Source organism: Serratia sp. UGAL515B_01 (genome assembly GCF_033095805.1).
In the GTDB taxonomy this organism is placed as follows: domain Bacteria; phylum Pseudomonadota; class Gammaproteobacteria; order Enterobacterales; family Enterobacteriaceae; genus Chania.
In genome coordinates, this window is record NZ_CP109901.1 from 4,068,984 (window position 1) to 4,086,318 (window position 17,335).

At 49.6% G+C, this 17,335-nt stretch carries 13 protein-coding genes, 4 tRNA genes and 2 other RNA genes; 14 read left to right on the forward strand and 5 right to left on the reverse strand.

Going from position 1 to position 17,335, the window contains the following annotated elements; translation table 11 throughout:
* The 12 genes from wzxE (at position 1) to OK023_RS18440 (ending at position 8,502) form a co-directional block, all read left to right on the forward strand.
* Positions 1-1,251: a lipid III flippase WzxE gene (wzxE, locus tag OK023_RS18385; RefSeq protein WP_317697820.1), complete on the forward strand. Its 1,251-nt coding sequence runs from the start codon at positions 1-3 to the stop codon at positions 1,249-1,251.
* Complete coding sequence (locus OK023_RS18390) at positions 1,248-2,333, forward strand: TDP-N-acetylfucosamine:lipid II N-acetylfucosaminyltransferase (protein ID WP_317694085.1); 1,086 nt, start codon at positions 1,248-1,250, stop codon at positions 2,331-2,333. The genes wzxE and OK023_RS18390 overlap by 4 nt, the downstream gene beginning before the upstream one ends.
* The gene (wzyE, locus tag OK023_RS18395) at positions 2,330-3,694 is read left to right on the forward strand and encodes an ECA oligosaccharide polymerase (RefSeq protein ID WP_317694086.1); all 1,365 of its coding nucleotides are present in this window, start codon (positions 2,330-2,332) and stop codon (positions 3,692-3,694) included. The genes OK023_RS18390 and wzyE overlap by 4 nt, the downstream gene beginning before the upstream one ends.
* Before the next feature lie 9 nt (positions 3,695-3,703).
* Positions 3,704-4,444, forward strand: a complete 741-nt coding sequence (gene wecG / locus OK023_RS18400; RefSeq protein ID WP_317694087.1) for a lipopolysaccharide N-acetylmannosaminouronosyltransferase — start codon at positions 3,704-3,706, stop codon at positions 4,442-4,444.
* A 222-nt stretch (positions 4,445-4,666) separates the two neighbouring features.
* Positions 4,667-4,743 (forward strand) — tRNA-Arg (locus tag OK023_RS18405).
* 61 nt (positions 4,744-4,804) lie between these two features.
* Positions 4,805-4,880 (forward strand) — tRNA-His (locus OK023_RS18410).
* A 46-nt stretch (positions 4,881-4,926) separates the two neighbouring features.
* Positions 4,927-5,013 (forward strand) — tRNA-Leu (locus OK023_RS18415).
* A 65-nt stretch (positions 5,014-5,078) separates the two neighbouring features.
* Positions 5,079-5,155, forward strand: a tRNA-Pro gene (locus OK023_RS18420).
* 101 nt (positions 5,156-5,256) lie between these two features.
* A non-coding RNA gene (locus OK023_RS18425) (RtT sRNA) lies at positions 5,257-5,392 on the forward strand.
* A 105-nt stretch (positions 5,393-5,497) separates the two neighbouring features.
* A non-coding RNA gene (locus tag OK023_RS18430) (RtT sRNA) lies at positions 5,498-5,627 on the forward strand.
* Between the two features lie 768 nt (positions 5,628-6,395).
* A complete protein-coding gene (gene katB, locus OK023_RS18435) occupies positions 6,396-7,901 on the forward strand; it encodes a catalase KatB (RefSeq protein ID WP_411569427.1) in 1,506 nt (501 codons plus the stop codon).
* A 61-nt stretch (positions 7,902-7,962) separates the two neighbouring features.
* Positions 7,963-8,502: an ankyrin repeat domain-containing protein gene (locus OK023_RS18440; protein WP_317694088.1), complete on the forward strand. Its 540-nt coding sequence runs from the start codon at positions 7,963-7,965 to the stop codon at positions 8,500-8,502.
* A gap of 1,018 nt (positions 8,503-9,520) precedes the next feature.
* On the opposite strand, the gene hemY is transcribed toward OK023_RS18440, so the two are convergent.
* The 4 genes from hemY to hemC are packed head-to-tail and all read right to left on the reverse strand — an operon-like array spanning position 9,521 to position 13,547.
* On the reverse strand, positions 9,521-10,714 hold the full coding sequence (gene hemY / locus OK023_RS18445; RefSeq protein WP_317694089.1) for a protoheme IX biogenesis protein HemY: 1,194 nt from the start codon (positions 10,712-10,714) through the stop codon (positions 9,521-9,523).
* A gap of 4 nt (positions 10,715-10,718) precedes the next feature.
* Positions 10,719-11,846 (reverse strand): uroporphyrinogen-III C-methyltransferase, encoded by a 1,128-nt coding sequence (hemX, locus tag OK023_RS18450; RefSeq protein ID WP_317694090.1) that lies wholly within the window; start codon positions 11,844-11,846, stop codon positions 10,719-10,721.
* Between the two features lie 22 nt (positions 11,847-11,868).
* Complete coding sequence (hemD, locus tag OK023_RS18455) at positions 11,869-12,609, reverse strand: uroporphyrinogen-III synthase (protein WP_317694091.1); 741 nt, start codon at positions 12,607-12,609, stop codon at positions 11,869-11,871.
* Positions 12,606-13,547: a hydroxymethylbilane synthase gene (gene hemC, locus OK023_RS18460; RefSeq protein WP_317694092.1), complete on the reverse strand. Its 942-nt coding sequence runs from the start codon at positions 13,545-13,547 to the stop codon at positions 12,606-12,608. The genes hemD and hemC overlap by 4 nt, the downstream gene beginning before the upstream one ends.
* A 532-nt stretch (positions 13,548-14,079) precedes the next feature.
* On the opposite strand from hemC, the gene OK023_RS18465 reads away from it, so the two are divergent.
* Entirely contained in the window at positions 14,080-16,638 is a 2,559-nt protein-coding gene (locus tag OK023_RS18465; RefSeq protein WP_317694093.1) for a class I adenylate cyclase, read from the forward strand.
* Between the two features lie 68 nt (positions 16,639-16,706).
* On the opposite strand, the gene cyaY is transcribed toward OK023_RS18465, so the two are convergent.
* Positions 16,707-17,027 carry an iron donor protein CyaY gene (gene cyaY, locus OK023_RS18470; protein ID WP_317694094.1) on the reverse strand — a complete coding sequence of 107 codons (321 nt, stop codon included), beginning with the start codon at positions 17,025-17,027 and terminating at the stop codon, positions 16,707-16,709.
* A gap of 77 nt (positions 17,028-17,104) precedes the next feature.
* On the opposite strand from cyaY, the gene lptM reads away from it, so the two are divergent.
* Complete coding sequence (lptM, locus tag OK023_RS18475) at positions 17,105-17,299, forward strand: LPS translocon maturation chaperone LptM (protein WP_317694096.1); 195 nt, start codon at positions 17,105-17,107, stop codon at positions 17,297-17,299.
* Positions 17,300-17,335: the final 36 nt, after the last annotated feature.

Here is a 17,335-nt window from a genome sequence, read left to right on the forward strand (position 1 = left end):
ATGTCTCTGGCAAAAGCATCGATTTGGACCGCAGGCTCCACGCTGATTAAGATTGGTGTGGGGCTATTGGTGGTTAAAATGTTGGCGGTGGCTTTCGGCCCTAGCGGTGTTGGGCAGGCGGGTAACTTCCGCCAACTGATTACCGTGCTGGGCGTGTTGTCAGGGGCCGGGATTTTTAATGGCATTACCAAGTATGTCGCTGAGTACCATCAGGATCCACAGCGCTTACGCATGGCCGTGGGCACGTCCTCCACTATTGTCCTGGGGTTTTCAACCCTGCTTGCGTTGGTATTTTTGTTTGCCGCAGAGCCAATCAGCCGCGGCCTGTTTGGTCATGCTGAATATGTGAATGTGGTACGCGCGGTGGCTTTCATCCAAATGGGGATCGCCTACGCCAACCTCTTCCTGGCGATCCTCAAAGGTTACCGCGACGCCATGGGTAATGCCTTGGCAGTGATCCTTGGTAGCCTGATCGGTGTGCTCGCTTTCACGCTGTGCTTTACCTTGGGCGGCTATGAAGGCTCACTGGCCGGGTTAGCATTGGTCCCAGCATTGGTGGTGCTACCGGCAGGTTTCTTACTGTGGCGCCGAAAAGTGTTACCACTAAATTACTTGGCACTGGCTTGGGATAAAGCCTTGGCCAGCCATCTCGGCAAGTTTACAGTTATGGCATTGATCACCTCTGTGACCTTGCCAGTCGCCTATATCATGATGCGTAATCTGCTGGCGACCCATTACAGTTGGGATGAGGTGGGGATTTGGCAAGGCGTGAGCAGTATCTCCGACGCCTATCTGCAATTTATTACCGCTTCTTTCACGGTTTATCTGCTGCCAACGCTGTCGCGCCTGAAGGATAAAAGCGCTATTTCGCAGGAAATCGTGCGCTCACTGAAGTTTGTGCTGCCCGCAGTGGCGGCGGCCAGTTTTACCGTTTGGCTGCTGCGTGATTTCGCCATTTGGCTGTTATTCTCAGAAAAATTTGTCGCTATGCGTGATCTGTTTGCCTGGCAGCTGGTGGGGGATGTGCTGAAGGTTGGCGCTTACGTATTCGGTTATCTGGTGATCGCTAAAGCATCGCTGCGCTTTTATATTCTGACAGAGGTCAGCCAATTCACTTTGCTGACGCTCTTTTCGCACTGGCTTATCCCGCTGCATGGTGCATTGGGGGCTGCCCAGGCCTATATGGCAACCTACATCGTGTATTTCGCGCTTTGTTGCTGCGTATTCATTCTTTATCGTAGACGAGTATGAACATACTGATCCACGTACTGGGATCTGATATCCCGCATCATAATCAGACGGTGCTGCGCTTTTTTAATGATGTGCTGGCAGAACGTCTGCCTTCTGAACAAGTGTGTCACTTTATGGTGGCATCCAAGGATGTCGCGGCGTTAGGCGAGTTTCCCAAACTGACTATCGAGACTTTTTCAGGCAAAAAACGCTTGGCCGAGGCAGTGATTGCCCGTGCTCAGGCCAACCGCGATAGCCGATTTTTCCTGCATGGCCAGTTTAACGCAGTACTGTGGCTTGCCTTGCTGAGTGGTAAAATCAAAGCACGACAGGTGAGCTGGCATATTTGGGGAGCCGACCTGTATGAAAATGCTACCAGTTGGAAGTTCCGTCTGTTCTATATTCTGCGGCGCATTGCTCAAGGGCGGGTAGGGCGCGTGTTTGCGACGCGTGGCGATTTGATCCATTACAATCAGCGGCATGCTCGCGTGCCGGCATCATTGCTCTATTTCCCGACGCGGATGGATCCGGCATTAACCGGCCTCGAGGTAGAAAAGCACCTGGCTGGGCCGATGACGATCCTGTTGGGGAACTCTGGAGATAAGACAAACCGCCATATAGAAGCGCTGCAGTCGATTCATCAGCAGTTTGGTCCCGATGTGCGAGTGATCATTCCCATGGGCTACCCGGCCAATAACGAAACCTATATTGAACAGGTTCGCGAAGCGGGATTGAAACTGTTTGGTGAGCAACGGCTGCAATTGCTGACCCAACAGATGGCATTTGATGACTATCTGAATATCCTGCGTGAATGCGATCTCGGCTATTTTATTTTTGATCGTCAGCAGGGTGTCGGTACGCTTTGTTTGTTAATCCAGTTTGGCGTGCCGTTCGTTCTCAGCCGTAAGAACCCATTCTGGCAAGATCTGGCTGAGCAGCATCTGCCGGTATTGTTCTATGGCGACTCTTTGGATGAAGCTGTGGTCCGTGAATCACAACGCCAACTTGCTACGCTGGATAAACGGTCAATTGCCTTTTTCAACCCGAATTATGTCGCTGGTTGGGAGCAGGCGTTGGCACTGGCAGCGGGAGAAAATCCATGACGTTGGCACAGTTTGGCGGTTTATTCGTTGTTTATCTGATTGGTGTGGTGTTTGTACTTACCTTTACCTATCAGGAGTTTCGTCGCGTACGTTTTAACTTTAACGTTTTCTTCTCTCTGCTGTATCTGCTGACATTTTATTTTGGTTTCCCACTGACCTGTCTGCTGGTGTTCCGGTTCGATGTACAGGTCGTTCCCGTAGAGTTTCTGTTGTATGCCATTCTCTCTGCCACCAGTTTTTACGCGATTTACTATGTCAGCTACAAAACACGGTTACGTAAACGGCACAACCAAATCCATAAGGCGATTTTCACCATGAATAGGGTGGAAACGCATTTGACCTGGATGCTGTTGGCATTGGTGGCGATCGGTACCGTGGGCATCTTCTTCATGCAAAACGGTTTCCTGCTGTTCAAGTTGAATTCCTACAGCCAGATTTTCTCTAGTGATGTGTCGGGTGTGGCGCTTAAACGTTTCTTCTACTTTTTTATCCCGGCAATGCTAGTGGTTTACTTTCTTCGACAGGATGTGCGCGGCTGGTTGTTCTTCTTGGCTGCGACGGTAACTTTCGGCATTCTGACTTATGTGATTGTGGGCGGCACGCGTGCCAACATCATCATTGCTTTTTCGTTGTTCCTGTTCATCGGGATTGTACGTGGCTGGATTTCTTTGTGGATGCTGGTAGCCGCAGGCGTGTTTGGTATCGTAGGGATGTTCTGGCTGGCTCTGAAACGCTATAGCTTGGATGTTAGTGGCCCAGAAGCGTTTTACACTTTCCTGTATCTGACACGCGATACCTTTTCGCCGTGGGAAAACCTGGCATTGTTGCTGCAAAATTACGACAAGATCGATTTCCAAGGGCTCGCGCCGATTGCGCGCGATTTCTACGTGTTTATACCTACCTGGCTATGGCCGGGGCGGCCGGATTTGGTGCTCAATACCGCGAACTACTTTACCTGGGATGTGCTCGACAACCACTCTGGGCTGGCGATTTCACCGACACTTATTGGCTCGCTGGTCGTCATGGGGGGAGTGCTGTTTATTCCGTTGGGAGCTATCGTAGTTGGGTTGACTATCAAATGGTTCGACTGGCTGTATGAAATGGGGAAAAGTGAACAGAACCGCTATAAGGCAGCTATTTTACAGGGATTCTGCTTCGGAGCTGTGTTCAATATCATCGTGCTGGCACGAGAAGGTGTGGACTCTTTTGTCTCACGGGTGGTGTTCTTCTGCCTCATTTTTGGTCTCTGTTTGATTTTGGCAAAATTATTGTACTGGATGTTTGATGTTGCCGGGCTGATCAAAGTACGCAACGTGCGGTGTGCTCAGGTTCCTACTCTCAAGACCCCTCTGCAAAGGTAAGCACAATAAATGAAAGCAAAGATTTCAGTTCCCCAATATGAACTACGTGGTTTCAGCCTGTGGGGATTTCGTGACATGGCACAGTGCATGGACTTTCTGTTTGATGCAGGCCAGGTAAAACAGGGTACATTGGTAGCGATGAACGCAGAGAAAATCCTCAACGCAGAAACCGATCCCGCTTTGCATACGCTTCTGGTCGAGGCAGAGTATAAGTACGCCGATGGCATCAGCATGGTGCGTTCGATTCGCCGAAAGTATCCTGGTGCTGATGTTTCTCGCGTTGCGGGTGCCGACCTGTGGGAAGCGCTGATGCAGCGTGCTGGGCAGGAAGGAACCCCCGTATTTCTAGTGGGGGGTAAACCTGCAGTATTAGCAGAAACCGAGCAGAAACTACGTAGTCAGTGGAATGTGAACCTCGTGGGAAGCCAGGATGGATATTTTTCAACGGAACAGCGCGAAGCGCTGTTTGAACAGATCCGCGCCAGTGGTGCAGCCATTGTAACGGTAGCAATGGGATCGCCAAAACAGGAGATCCTGATGCGTGACTGCCGCAAAGTACATCCACAGGCTCTTTATATGGGCGTAGGCGGTACTTACGACGTCTTTACCGGCCATGTGAAACGTGCCCCTAAGGTCTGGCAGAATCTTGGCCTGGAGTGGTTGTATCGCTTACTCAGCCAGCCAAGCCGCATTCGGCGCCAGCTCAAGTTGCTTAAATTCGTTGGCTATTACTACACCGGCAGAATGTGATGCAGCATAGGAATGAGTGTGTTGTGTTTTGCGTTTTGTATAAACCAAGAACATCAATCTGAAAATTGGACGGAAAGTTATCTCTGGTATTAGAGAAATGGCCCTTAATTGGCCTTTATAGTGTAAGAGTGAGCAAAGCGTAATCAAACACAACATTTCTGTGAAAAAGCACTAGACAGGATGGGTTTAAAACCGTAGTATCCCCACCCGCAACGGCGCTACGCGCCCGTAGCTCAGCTGGATAGAGCGCTGCCCTCCGGAGGCAGAGGTCTCAGGTTCGAATCCTGTCGGGCGCGCCATTAATTTTGTGCGCAGGAGCTGCGGTGGTATGATTACCGCGTGAAGTAGTTTGAAGTAATGGTGGCTATAGCTCAGTTGGTAGAGCCCTGGATTGTGATTCCAGTTGTCGTGGGTTCGAGTCCCATTAGCCACCCCACTTTGCTCAGGGCAAAGTAAAAATTTGAAAGCTGTTTTGTGACCGTGCGAAGGTGGCGGAATTGGTAGACGCGCTAGCTTCAGGTGTTAGTGTTCTTACGGACGTGAGGGTTCAAGTCCCTCTCTTCGCACCACACAAAATGTCTGATATTTACATAGACGTAAGCTATAAAATTAAGTAGCATCAGTAACAATAAATCGGCGAGTAGCGCAGCTTGGTAGCGCAACTGGTTTGGGACCAGTGGGTCGGAGGTTCGAATCCTCTCTCGCCGACCAATTTAGAAAAACCTGCTTTTAAGCAGGTTTTTTTACGTCTGGAGTTCAAAGAGGATGAGACAAAGCTGTCGGGAACAGTTTTGAACAACGCGTTAGCGTTGGCCCTAAAGGTGGAGCGCAGGATGCGCGAAATAACCTCCGAAGGAGGTTTGAGCCGAGCGTAGCGAGACAACGTTGCTTTCGCAACGGCCCGAAGGGCGAGCATCGAAGATGCGAGTCATCCTCTCTCGCCGACCAATTTAAAAAAACCTGCTTTTAAGCAGGTTTTTTTACGTCTGGGGTTCAAAGAGGATGAGACAAAACTGTCGGGAACAGTTTTGAACAATGCGTTAGCGTTGGCCCTAAAGGTGGAGCGCAGGATGCGCGAAATAACCTCCGAAGGAGGTTTGAGCCGAGCGTAGCGAGACAACGTTGCTTTCGCAACGGCCCGAAGGGCGAACATCGAAGATGTAAGAGACCTTCTTGACGACCAATTCGAAAATGAAGTGACTGGAATTCTTCAGCGTTTAAACGAAGAGCGGATCCGCTGAAGAGTTTACGTCCGGTTCGGAGAGCAGGATGGAAATGGGATAATGATTAGGACAGTAAGGCACCTCTAATCGAAAGAGTTGCTAACATACAGTTCCCGCATCACACATATCGACTTAACCTTCTCCCAAACGGAGAGCGAGTTACATGTAAAAGCCATCGTAGCCTTCATCGAAAAGTACTTCATTGGCGCCATTACCCATTCAAGCTATTAATTCGATAGGGGATGATGGCTAACCAATAAATATAATACCGTGTAGATTGTTCTTAATTATATGCAAATAGCCAGTAATACTCACCCAAGAAAAGGCTAGGCGGCGAATAAGAGAAACGAGCGATAAGACCGTCAACATAAAGAAATAATATTTCCGAATATCTGTGCAGCTATTCCACGTCACTGCTGTGCAAGGGTGGCTTTTAGCATTTTTTGCAGACTGAGCCGATAAAGAGCGAATCACGTGTGCCTATATATCCAAGTTTTCTCAAGCTGAGGTAGGCGGCAGATGAACGAGGCTCCAGGAGTTTGCTCAAGTCAGTGGCTGAGACCGTTCCGCTGCAGCTTGAATAAACGGGATATGCACGGTTTTCTGTATTAACGGTTTTTGCGCTGTAAAAAAAAACTGCTGGCGTTAGAGAATCTATTTTACTCCTATAACCGATGAGGTGCTTTATGAACGATAACCGTACCAGTGGTGGCTTAACCACCCGGAAAATGCTGATGATGGTATTAACCTCGCTGGCCATCAGCCCAATGACGTCGGCAGAGACCTTAACCCGCGATAATGGTGCCCCGGTAGGCGATAACCAGAATTCGCAAACTGCCGGTGCCGGCGGTCCGGTACTGTTGCAGGATGTGCAACTGCTGCAAAAATTACAGCGTTTTGATCGCGAGCGTATCCCTGAGCGCGTTGTGCATGCACGTGGTACCGGGGCGCACGGCGAGTTTACTGCCACGGAGGATATTTCAGATCTTACTATGGCGAAAGTATTTACCGTTGGCAGCAAGACCCCCGTATTTGTCCGTTTCTCTAGCGTGGTGCACGGTAACCACTCGCCGGAAACGTTGCGCGATCCGCGTGGGTTTGCTACCAAGTTTTACACCACCGAAGGCAATTGGGATTTGGTCGGCAATAACTTCCCCACCTTCTTTATCCGCGATGCCATCAAGTTTCCTGACATGGTGCATGCGTTCAAACCGGATCCTCGCACCAACCTAGATGACGATGCTCGTCGCTTCGACTTTTTTTCACACGTGCCGGAGTCGATCCGAACCCTAACCCTGCTCTACTCCAATGAAGGGACTCCAGCGTCATATCGTAATATGGATGGCAACAGCGTCCATGCCTATAAACTGGTGAACGCCAAGGGCGAAGTACATTACGTGAAATTTCGTTGGAAGACGCTGCAAGGGATAAAAAACCTAGATCCACAACAAGTTGAGCAGATACAAGGCAAAGACTATAGCCACATGACTTACGATTTGGTCGCGGCAATTAACCGTAGTGATTACCCTAAATGGGATCTCTATATTCAGGTGCTGAAGCCGGAAGAACTGAAGAAGTTTGATTTTGATCCTCTGGACGCTACCAAGATTTGGCCAAACGTACCAGAGCGCAAAATCGGTCAGATGGTGTTGAATAAAAATCCAGACAACGTGTTCCAGGAAACTGAACAGGTGGCGATGGCGCCTTCCAATCTCGTGCCAGGGATTGAGCCTTCGGAAGACAAACTGCTACAGGGGCGTCTGTTCGCCTATGCCGATACGCAACTCTATCGAATCGGGGCCAATGGACTGAGTCTACCGATTAACCGGCCACATACTCAGGTTAACAATGGTAACCAGGACGGTAACCTTAATAGCGGCCACTCGCAGGATAAGGGGGTGAATTACCAGCCGAGCCGTATCTACCCACGTGAAGAGATGGCTTCCGCCCGTTATAGTCACACGTCGTTGGAAGGCACCACGCAGCAAACCAAAATCCAGCGCGAACAGAACTTTAAACAGACCGGCGAACTGTACCGAGCTTATAGCAAGAAAGAGCAGGACGATTTAGTAAACAGCTTGGGTACCTCGCTGGCTGGCACCGATACGGAAAGTAAGAACATTATGCTCTCCTATTTCTACAAGGCAGATAAGGACTACGGCACTCGCCTGACCGGTGTCGCCAAAGGCGATTTGGCAACGGTAAAAAAATTGGCGGATCAGCTTTCCGACTGAGTTTAACGGAACGGACCCGCACAGCTGTGCGGGTTTTCTGGCATGTTGATAAGGAAATGCGATGAAATCGTTCTATCTACTGTTTTGTCTGTTGGCCACCTCAGTATTTGGCGCTCAGGAGCCTAACGTTGTCGATGAGCAACAGGTCAAACAACAATTGAACACCTATCTGTGGGATGCGGCACGGGTGGGCAACAGCGGCGTGATTAACAGTTTTATCAACGCCCAATACAATCTTAACGTGCAGGATGAGCACGGCTATACGGCGGTGATCCTTGCAGCTTACCACGGCCATCATACTGTTGTGGAAATCCTGCTAAAAGGTGGCGCTGACCCTTGCCTGCGTGATAAGCGCGGCAATACCGCGCTAATGGGAGCAATTTTCAAAGGAGAGGTGAAAATCGCCCGTCGGTTGATTGCCACCCAATGCAATCCGGATTCGCGCAACAATGCCGGGCAAACCGCAGCGATGTATGCCTCGTTATTCCAGCGGCATGCTCTATTGGCTGAACTCAAGGCCAAAGGAGCCGATATGTACGCTACTGATGCCAACGGCAACAACGTCGATAAGCTGGCGCGTGGGGAAATCAATGGACATTGAGTTAATTTAGGAACTTTGAGCCATTAGCGCATCAAGCGCTCGATACTAGAACGGTATTTACGGATTAACTCACTGAATACTATGTTCTTAAAATCAAAAATTTGATAAAAATTCGCCTAATCTTTCAGTTTGCGGTTTATCGCTTTGATCCTAGTGTTTTGCTTTCACTCTAATGACTTGATAGCGGGCATGTTTGCTGCCGCCAGCCGGCCAATTCTTCCCTTTCGCTGATTTAGCTACAACCCTAAGGGCGAGCAGTTAGCGTTGGGTTCGTAAGGAGGTAGCGCAGGAGGCATAATGCGGAAAATAGCTTTACGGTCTCCTCAAAGGTACCGTTATTCTGCCTATTTCTACCTACTACGTGATCTTAGAGCATCACTCGCCTATAAAGGCGTTTTTAGCGACATTGATACAGAATACTGTCGTTAGCTTGAGACATTTAACTCAATGATAATATTAATAAAAAAATAACTCTTACTATCTCGTCGTTTTAAGACGACACAACAGTTTTGGTACTGAAAGGTATCAAGTCAATTGGTGGCGTTGAGCGAGGAATACAAAAAAATTAAAATTCCTTTATATTCAAATAAATATAAATTTTTTATCGATTTTCTGTTTAGCAAGTCAATGTTGGCACGCGAAGTGCAATATCTCTATTGTAGATGCTCATTCCATTTCTTATGTTCGCCTTAGGCCTCATAAACCCGGGAATGATGCAGAGCCGATTTTAAGGTGCCTATTGTCCACCAGAACGATGAAAGGGTTGCTTGCAACTGCTTCATCAAACTTCGGGCATAACGTTGAGTGAGGCACCACCCCAGTTGTTCTAGACCTGATTGCTTCTTTTATGCACTTACTTTGTGGTAAGTGCTTTTTTTTTTGCCCATTGTTATCTGAAACGACGACTTAGCGTTTGCCTACTATCACGCCGTTGGTGATTCGGGTAGTGCATTAAAAATAGATCAAAAAAGGGCGCTACCGATGGCGAGCGCCCTGATAAAATCGCGGATGCGGGTGATTAATCACCGTTTTGTTTAAGTGTCATCATCAGTCCTTCTCTACGCATTTGGGCCGCTTCATCCAAACGGTGCAGTTTTTCCAATGCGTCCGCTAACCAAGCGTAATCATACGCATCAGGACGTTGTTGTAACGCTTCGCGGAATGCATCACTTGCCTGCTGCCATTCACCATGCTTCATCAGCAACTGACCCAGCGTACTTTTTAATAACGGTGTTGTACCGTGTTGTTTGATCTGTTGGCGTAATGCTTTTTCCAACTGTTCAGCGGCACCAGACTTGATACGAGGGATCAAGAGGATCAAACGTTCATCGTACTGGCGTTTTAGACTGCTCAACACGATGTCTTGCGCCAGTTGATGGTCATCACATTCAATAAGATGCTCCACCATCGCTACCTGTAGTGGCACTTCATGGCGCGTTTTACGGCTCTGATTTTTCCACCAGTCTTTCAGACCTTCACTGCCTTCATCTGCCATGGCCTGATTCATCAGACCAATGTAGGCTTGTTGTTGCAGAGACTGAATTTCCTCTTCGCTATGCAGGCTGATTTTGCTCATTGAGGGCAAAATTTCCAGCAGTGAACTGTAAGCACCGGTTTGCAGATAAGCCTGTTCAGCCAGGCGCAATACTTCAGGATGACGTGGTGCTTGGTTGAGCAGGAGATCAACACCATGTCGTGCAGCATGTGCTTCGCCTTGTGCCAGTTGGATACGCACGCGGGTAATGTCGACCGGTAATTGATCGGTATCAGCCGCTTCGGCTGCGCGTTCCAGATACTGTTTGGTACGGAAATCATCACCGCGCTGTTGCGCGGCTTCTGCCGCAAGCAGATAGTTCACGACCGGTTGCTCGGCATGCTCGGCGTTTCGTGTCAGCAGTTTTTCGACTTGCTTGTAATCACCTTCCGCGAGTTTGAGCAACGCCGCCTTGGTCTGTTTGTGTGCACGGCTGCGTTTGCGGCCAACGAACCAACCACGGGTTCGAGCGCCGGTGCGGGATATCCGGCGTAGGATCCATTCAATAATAAGCAGCAATAGAAACAGCAGAATACCCATAATTACCAGCCCGGTGACGCTGGTTTCTATATTATAGCTGTCTGTCTGAATCAGCACATAGCCTTGGTGACCGGCTAGCATTGGCCCTACCACCACGCTGGCAATCAACACCAAAAACAGCAAAAACATGCGTAACATGGCTTTACCCCTCCTGGTGAGTGGCTGGAGACTGCGCTAACAGATTACGTACCCGGGTTTGCATCAGCTTTTCCAGCAATGGTTGGCTTTTCAATTGAGCCGGTACGTCCATAGAGATCGGTTGCTGACTCAGACTGTCCAATTCTTCTAAGAAAGCCTTGGTGACAGGATCGGTAGTATCAAAGTATGCGCGTATCCAGGTTGAAACGGTTTCCAGTGATTGTTTATAGACTTCATTCTGGTGGCGAGGAATAGCCTGTGCGGCGATCAGCAAACGTGACCGAATATTTTCGCGCAGATAGATATCCTGATTCGGTGCTAACAAAGGTTCGGCAGCGGTATCGCGGCGACGGATAGTGATGAAGTCCGCCATAAAATTGTGCCAGCTCTTAGTCAGATTTTGGCGCCATTCACTCAAGGAAGCAGACAACTCACCGTCATCCTGATCCATGGGTGTTCCATCATTGTTGTTATCTGCCAGACGTAGGTTATCCACTTGATTTGAAAGTTGGTTTACCTTCAGAATGATGCCATCAAAATCCACTTGAGCCACCGCTGAAAGTGAGCTGATATCTTCGGTAATGGTGCGGCGCAGCTCGATCAAACTCGGATCGTTCATTTCTGCCAGGCTTGCGTCGGCACTTTTCAACAGTGCAGCGGCGGTGGTGACATCCTGATCGCTCCACAACTTGCGGCCAGCCATTTTCACCAGGAAATCGGCTTGAGCCAACAACCAGGTTTTGGCATCGTTACCGGAAATGGTTGATATCTTGTCCTGCAATTCATTCAGTCGCTTGGCCAGAGTGGCTTGTTCGCGATCGGTGTCATCCAGCGTTTTACCCTGTTGCTGCAACAACTCTTCCAGCTTACGTTTTTCCTGCTGTTGGCTTTGCTTCACATCCGCAAGCTGCACCTGTAAAGCCTGGTTAGCGGCAATTAACGCCTGCGCTTGTCTATGCGTGTGATAATAACCGCCAGCACTCAGCGCGATAACCAGCACGATAGCAATCATACCCAGTACCGGGCCGGAATTTTTACCCTTCCGGTTGTCAACGTCTAGCTGTTGGGCACTTTTCTCGACCGCTGGGGTTGGCTCTTCAACCGGGGCGGATGGAGTGTTTTGTTCCGTCATAGTGACACATCCCATAGTCAGGTTATTGTAGCGCGCGCATCAGCGCGTCGTTATCGGCATTACCAGCTACCCGAATTTTATCCCAGCCTAACTCCAGGGCCAGGGTAGCCAGGCGTTCACTCACTACTATCAGACGGCAACGCAGCAGCCAGGAAGAACGATAGTAATCAGGAACCAAAGTATAGAGTTGTTGTAACATTTCGCCGCTGGTGACCACCAGAGTATTAACACCGGCACGTTGCCAGTAGGCACTTTGCTCATCGCCATCATAATGCACCGGACTGCGCCGATAGCATTCATAATAGCTCACTGTTGCCCCCCGCTCAGCCAAGGTATCACCGAGCAGTTCACGGCCACCATTGCCGCGCATGATTAAAGCCTGCCTACCGGCAAGTTGTTGTAGCGCAGGCATCAGTAACAGTGTTTCGCTGATTTCACGCCCACGCGGGTATTCTACGGGTTGGCTGCAGATACGGTGCATCGCCAGTGCGGTAGTGCGACCTATGGCATAGTAGGACGGGTGACTTGGCCACTGAAGCCCGGCACGATTAATCACGGAATTGGCATAGCTTACTGCGTGCTGTGATAGCACAAACACCAGGTCACCATCATTGAGCTGCGCTAACGCCTGAGGTAACCGGTGTAGATCGGCACCAGGGGTAAAATCGATAAGTGGTGCATGAAAGGCGACACGGCCAAGTGCGCGCAGGCGGCTCACCAGTTGTTCTCCTGCGGGAGAGGGCCGGGTGACCAGAATAGTCATAACTGAGTATTTCCCTGGTAGACAGCGTGCAGGATTTCACGAGCGCCCGCATCCAGTAATTCATCAGCCAGTTCTATGCCCATCTGTTCCGCCATGGCAACTGGCCCACGGCGTTCACCGCGAACCATTTGCTTACCGTCGGGAGCGCCAACCAGCGCACGTAACCAAAGTTCGCCGCCTACCAACTCGGCATAGCTACCGATTGGCACCTGGCATCCTCCTTCAAGCCGGGTGTTCATTGCCCGTTCGGCGCGAACCCTGAACTCTGTAGCACTATGGTTGAGCGGTGCCAGTAAGGCGCGTGTGACGTTGTCATCAAGGCGGCATTCGATACCGACGGCACCTTGACCGACTGCCGGTAAGGACTCTTCAGCGCTCAGTGGGCAACGGATACGCTGCTCGAGACCCAAACGCTTTAAACCGGCTACGGCCAGAATGATGGCGTCGTAATCGCCATTATCCAGTTTGGTTAATCGGGTCCCGACGTTACCACGCAGATCGCGCACGAGCAGGTCTGGGCGTCGTTCTCGTAACTGGCATTGACGACGTAGGCTTGAGGTACCGACGACGCTGCCTGGTGGTAAATGGTCTAGGGAGTTAAAACGGTTAGAAACAAAAGCATCACGTGGATCTTCACGCTCGCAGATGGTCACTAACCCCAAGCCTTCGGGGAAAGCGACAGGCACGTCTTTCATTGAGTGCACGGCGATATCTGCCCGGTCTTCCAACAGAGCCAGCTCCAGTTCTTTCACGAACAGGCCTTTACCACCAACCTTGGCGAGTGGGGTGTCCAGGATAATGTCACCGCGCGTTACCATTGGCACAAGTTCTACTTGCAGGCCCGGGTGATTTGTAATCAGGCACTGTTGCACATAATGTGCTTGCCAGAGGGCCAGTGGGCTCTGACGTGTGGCAATCCGAATGATTTTGTCTAGCATGTCTGTTACCGTTTTATAATTCGCCGCCTATCCTACCACTGAGTACCAAAACTGTCAGTGCAAGAAGATATCGGGGGAGAAAGGATAATAGAATCAATGGGGCTCGAGGGGATTTTGTGGCAGTAAACAGCGCAGATAAATTTTTTAGAAAAATGGCACGCTAAGTGTGTCGCTTTACCTGCTTTACGGTCAATGCGCAAGGTGTTAGATTGATCACGTTTCCAGCAATAAGTCGTCAAATAATTTTTTATACCCAAGTCTTTTCGAGATGCCGGCAATTGACCCGTCGGGTGAGCCTCATCAATGAGACTATTAATTCCGACAGGCTTTCATCGGTGAGTATTTGGGGGGAATGTCAGATTTGCCTCGAGCGGATTTGAATGCTGCTTACAGCGGCTTTTCAGGAGCAGGCTCCTGATGGGCTGAGTATAATGCAGTATACCCCCTGTATCTTGAAGGTTGGTGAGTATAAACATAAGACGCTTGTGGAATACGGTTTTTTTCAAGCATCGGGATAATCAGGCGAGGCGTCTTGTACCTCTATATCGAGACACTGAAACAAAGGCTGGATGCGATCAATCAACTACGTGTCGATCGTGCCTTGGCGGCTATGAAGCCCGCGTTCCAACGGGTCTATAGTCTGCTGCCTACCTTACTGCACCACCATCATCCACTGATGCCGGGCTACCTCAACGGTAACGTTCCCCATGGCATCTGCCTTTATACGCCGGATGAAACGCAAAAAGACTATCTCAATGATTTAGAAGATAAATGGGGTAGTCCGCTCGAAGAGATGGCCAGCGGAGAATTGCCGATTACCGGTCTGTACTCCATGGGCAGCACGTCATCGATCGGCCAGAGCTGTACCTCGGATTTGGATATTTGGGTATGCCACCAAGCTTGGCTCGATAACGAAGAAAAAAACCGCCTGCAGCAAAAGTGTACCCTGCTGGAGAAATGGGCGGCATCGATGGGAGTAGAAGTCAGTTTCTTCCTGATCGACGAGAACCGTTTCCGCCATAACGAAAGCGGTAGTTTGGGCGGAGAGAACTGCGGTACCACCCAACACATCCTGCTACTTGATGAGTTCTACCGCACGGCTGTACGTCTGGCAGGTAAACGCATATTGTGGAATATGGTACCGGGCGAGGAAGAAGCTCATTACGATGAATATGTGCTTTCTCTATACGCGCAAGGTGTGTTAACCCCCAATGAATGGTTGGATCTCGGCGGGTTGAGCACGCTTTCTGCGGAAGAGTATTTCGGTGCCAGCCTGTGGCAGTTGTACAAGAGTATTGACTCGCCTTACAAAGCGGTGCTGAAAACACTGCTGCTTGAAGCCTATTCGTGGGAATATCCCAATACTCAGCTGTTGGCGATGGATATCAAACATCGTCTGCACCAGGGTGAGATAGTCAGTTTTGGGCTTGATGCTTATTGCATGATGTTGGAACGAGTTACCCACTATCTGATCGAAATCAATGATACCGCTCGTCTTGATCTTGTGCGCCGTTGTTTCTACCTGAAAGTCTGTGAAAAACTCTCTCTGTCCAACAGTGCCAGTATCGTTTGGCGCCGTGAAATCCTCAGCCAACTGGTCAGCGACTGGGGGTGGAACGAGGAACGGTTGGCGATGTTGGATAACCGGGCTAACTGGAAAATAGCGCGTGTGCGCGAAGCACATAACGAACTGTTAGACGCAATGATGCAAAGCTATCGTAACCTGATCCGCTTCGCTCGCCGCAACAATCTCAGCGTCAGTGCCAGTCCGCAGGATATTGGGGTACTGACTCGTAAGCTTTACGCTGCATTTGAAGCGCTGCCGGGTAAAGTGACACTGGTTAATCCGCAGATTTCGCCTGACCTATCCGAAAACGACTTAACTTTTATTCATGTGCCGGTTGGTCGAGCCAACCGTACGGGCTGGTATCTGTACAATCAGGCGCCAGAAATGAGTGCTATCGTCAGCCACCAACCCCTGGAATATAACCGCTATCTTAACAAGCTGGTGGCCTGGGCGTACTTTAATGGTTTGCTGACGCCGCAGACTCGCCTGCATATCAAGAGCGGTAATATTTGCGATACCGCCAAATTGCAGGAGTTGGTGAATGATGTATCGCATCATTTCCCCTTGCGCCCGGCTGCGCCGACGCCTAAGGCACTCTATAGTCCGTGTGAAATTCGCCATTTGGCGATTATTGTCAATTTAGAGAACGATCCGACCGCGGCTTTTCGCAATCAGGTGGTGCACTTTGATTTTCGCAAGCTTGATGTCTTCAGTTTTGGCCAACAGCAACAATGCTTGGTTGGCAGTATCGACCTGCTCTACCGCAATTCTTGGAACGAGGTACGCACCCTACACTTTAATGGTGAACAGGCTGTGCTTGAAGCACTGAAAACTATTCTGGGCAAAATGCATCAGGATGCTTCACCACCAGAGTCAGTAGAAGTATTTTGTTATAGCCAGCACCTGCGTGGCCTGATCCGTACCCGTATTCAGCAGTTGGTTTCCGAGTGTATTGAATTGCGCCTTTCCAGTACGCGTCTTGAACCGGGGCGTTTTAAAGCAGTGCGTGTTGCCGGGCAGACCTGGGGGCTATTTTTTGAACGATTGAGCGTATCGGTGCAGAAGCTGGAAAATGCGGTGGAGTTCTACGGTGCGATTTCCCACAATAAATTGCACGGTCTGTCGGTAAAAGTTGAAGCCGATCAGGTACATTTGCCACCGGTCATTGATGGGTTTGCCAGCGAGGGGATTATTCAGTTCTTCTTCGAAGATACCAAAGATGAGAAAGGCTTTAATATTTACATTCTGGATGAATCTAACCGGATTGAGGTTTATCACCACTGTGAAGGCAGTAAAGAAGAGTTAGTGCGCGATGTGAGCCGTTTCTACTCTTCATCGCATGATCGTTTCACGTACGGTTCCAGCTTTATCAACTTCAACCTACCGCAGTTCTACCAGATTGTTCCGCTTGATGGTTGTACCCAGGTGATCCCGTTCCGCAGCAATGCGTTATCCAATATCTATGTCACCGTGGCTGAAAGCAATGTTGTACAGCCGCTAAATAAACAATTTCAACTGCAGTAAGTCTAGGCTGAGTCCCTTGATTGCCGGTGGTGCTTTTGTGCAATTAAGGGACTCAGCTGTGTAAGACGTCAGTTAAAACTGACGGTTTCTCCAGCTTGTTCACTCACTGCGTCGCTCAGCACTTCGTAGAATGCACGGCCGCTGCGATCGCAACACCAGGTATTTTCACGATAATTAAAGTGATAACCCCCTGCTTTAGTGGCTAACCATACTTGATGCAACGGTTCTTGGCGGTTGATAACAATTTTGGTCCCGTTTTCGAAGCTGAGGGTCATCACCCCTCCATTGGTTTCGTAATCGATATCCGCATCACCCTCGAAATTGTCCAGTGTTGCTTCAATATTAAGCATGAGTTGGTCAGCCAACTGGTGAAACTCGCTATCGTTCATTTCGATTCCTATTGCTTTTCATGATCCACCTGCGATTATAGTGACCTTGGACGCATGAATGACAGGCATTAATGCAAATGAAAAAACAACTACGCTATGCGCTGATGGCTATTTCGCTTGCCGGGCTTTTGGGCTGTGGCATGAAAGGCCCATTGTACTTCCCGCCGAATGACAAACCGGCAAAACAACCTACGGTAAATGCAGACAATGTAGGTAAAAACCAACAAGAGTCCACTGGCTCCCAGCAAAAAACGTCGATGAGCAACCAGTAACGGCCCGATTTTGGTGGCCAGCGTCACCGAGGGTGT

Coding starts and splice junctions, on each gene's coding strand:
- wecG (WP_317694087.1), top strand. CDS start 3,704: ATGAAAGCAAAGATTTCAGTTCCCCAATATGAACTACGTGGTTTCAGC.
- wzxE (WP_317697820.1), top strand. CDS start 1: ATGTCTCTGGCAAAAGCATCGATTTGGACCGCAGGCTCCACGCTGATT.
- hemY (WP_317694089.1), bottom strand. CDS start 10,714: ATGTTACGCATGTTTTTGCTGTTTTTGGTGTTGATTGCCAGCGTGGTG.
- wzyE (WP_317694086.1), top strand. CDS start 2,330: ATGACGTTGGCACAGTTTGGCGGTTTATTCGTTGTTTATCTGATTGGT.
- cyaY (WP_317694094.1), bottom strand. CDS start 17,027: ATGAACGATAGCGAGTTTCACCAGTTGGCTGACCAACTCATGCTTAAT.
- lptM (WP_317694096.1), top strand. CDS start 17,105: ATGAAAAAACAACTACGCTATGCGCTGATGGCTATTTCGCTTGCCGGG.
- OK023_RS18390 (WP_317694085.1), top strand. CDS start 1,248: ATGAACATACTGATCCACGTACTGGGATCTGATATCCCGCATCATAAT.
- katB (WP_411569427.1), top strand. CDS start 6,396: ATGCTGATGATGGTATTAACCTCGCTGGCCATCAGCCCAATGACGTCG.
- OK023_RS18440 (WP_317694088.1), top strand. CDS start 7,963: ATGAAATCGTTCTATCTACTGTTTTGTCTGTTGGCCACCTCAGTATTT.
- hemX (WP_317694090.1), bottom strand. CDS start 11,846: ATGACGGAACAAAACACTCCATCCGCCCCGGTTGAAGAGCCAACCCCA.
- hemD (WP_317694091.1), bottom strand. CDS start 12,609: ATGACTATTCTGGTCACCCGGCCCTCTCCCGCAGGAGAACAACTGGTG.
- hemC (WP_317694092.1), bottom strand. CDS start 13,547: ATGCTAGACAAAATCATTCGGATTGCCACACGTCAGAGCCCACTGGCC.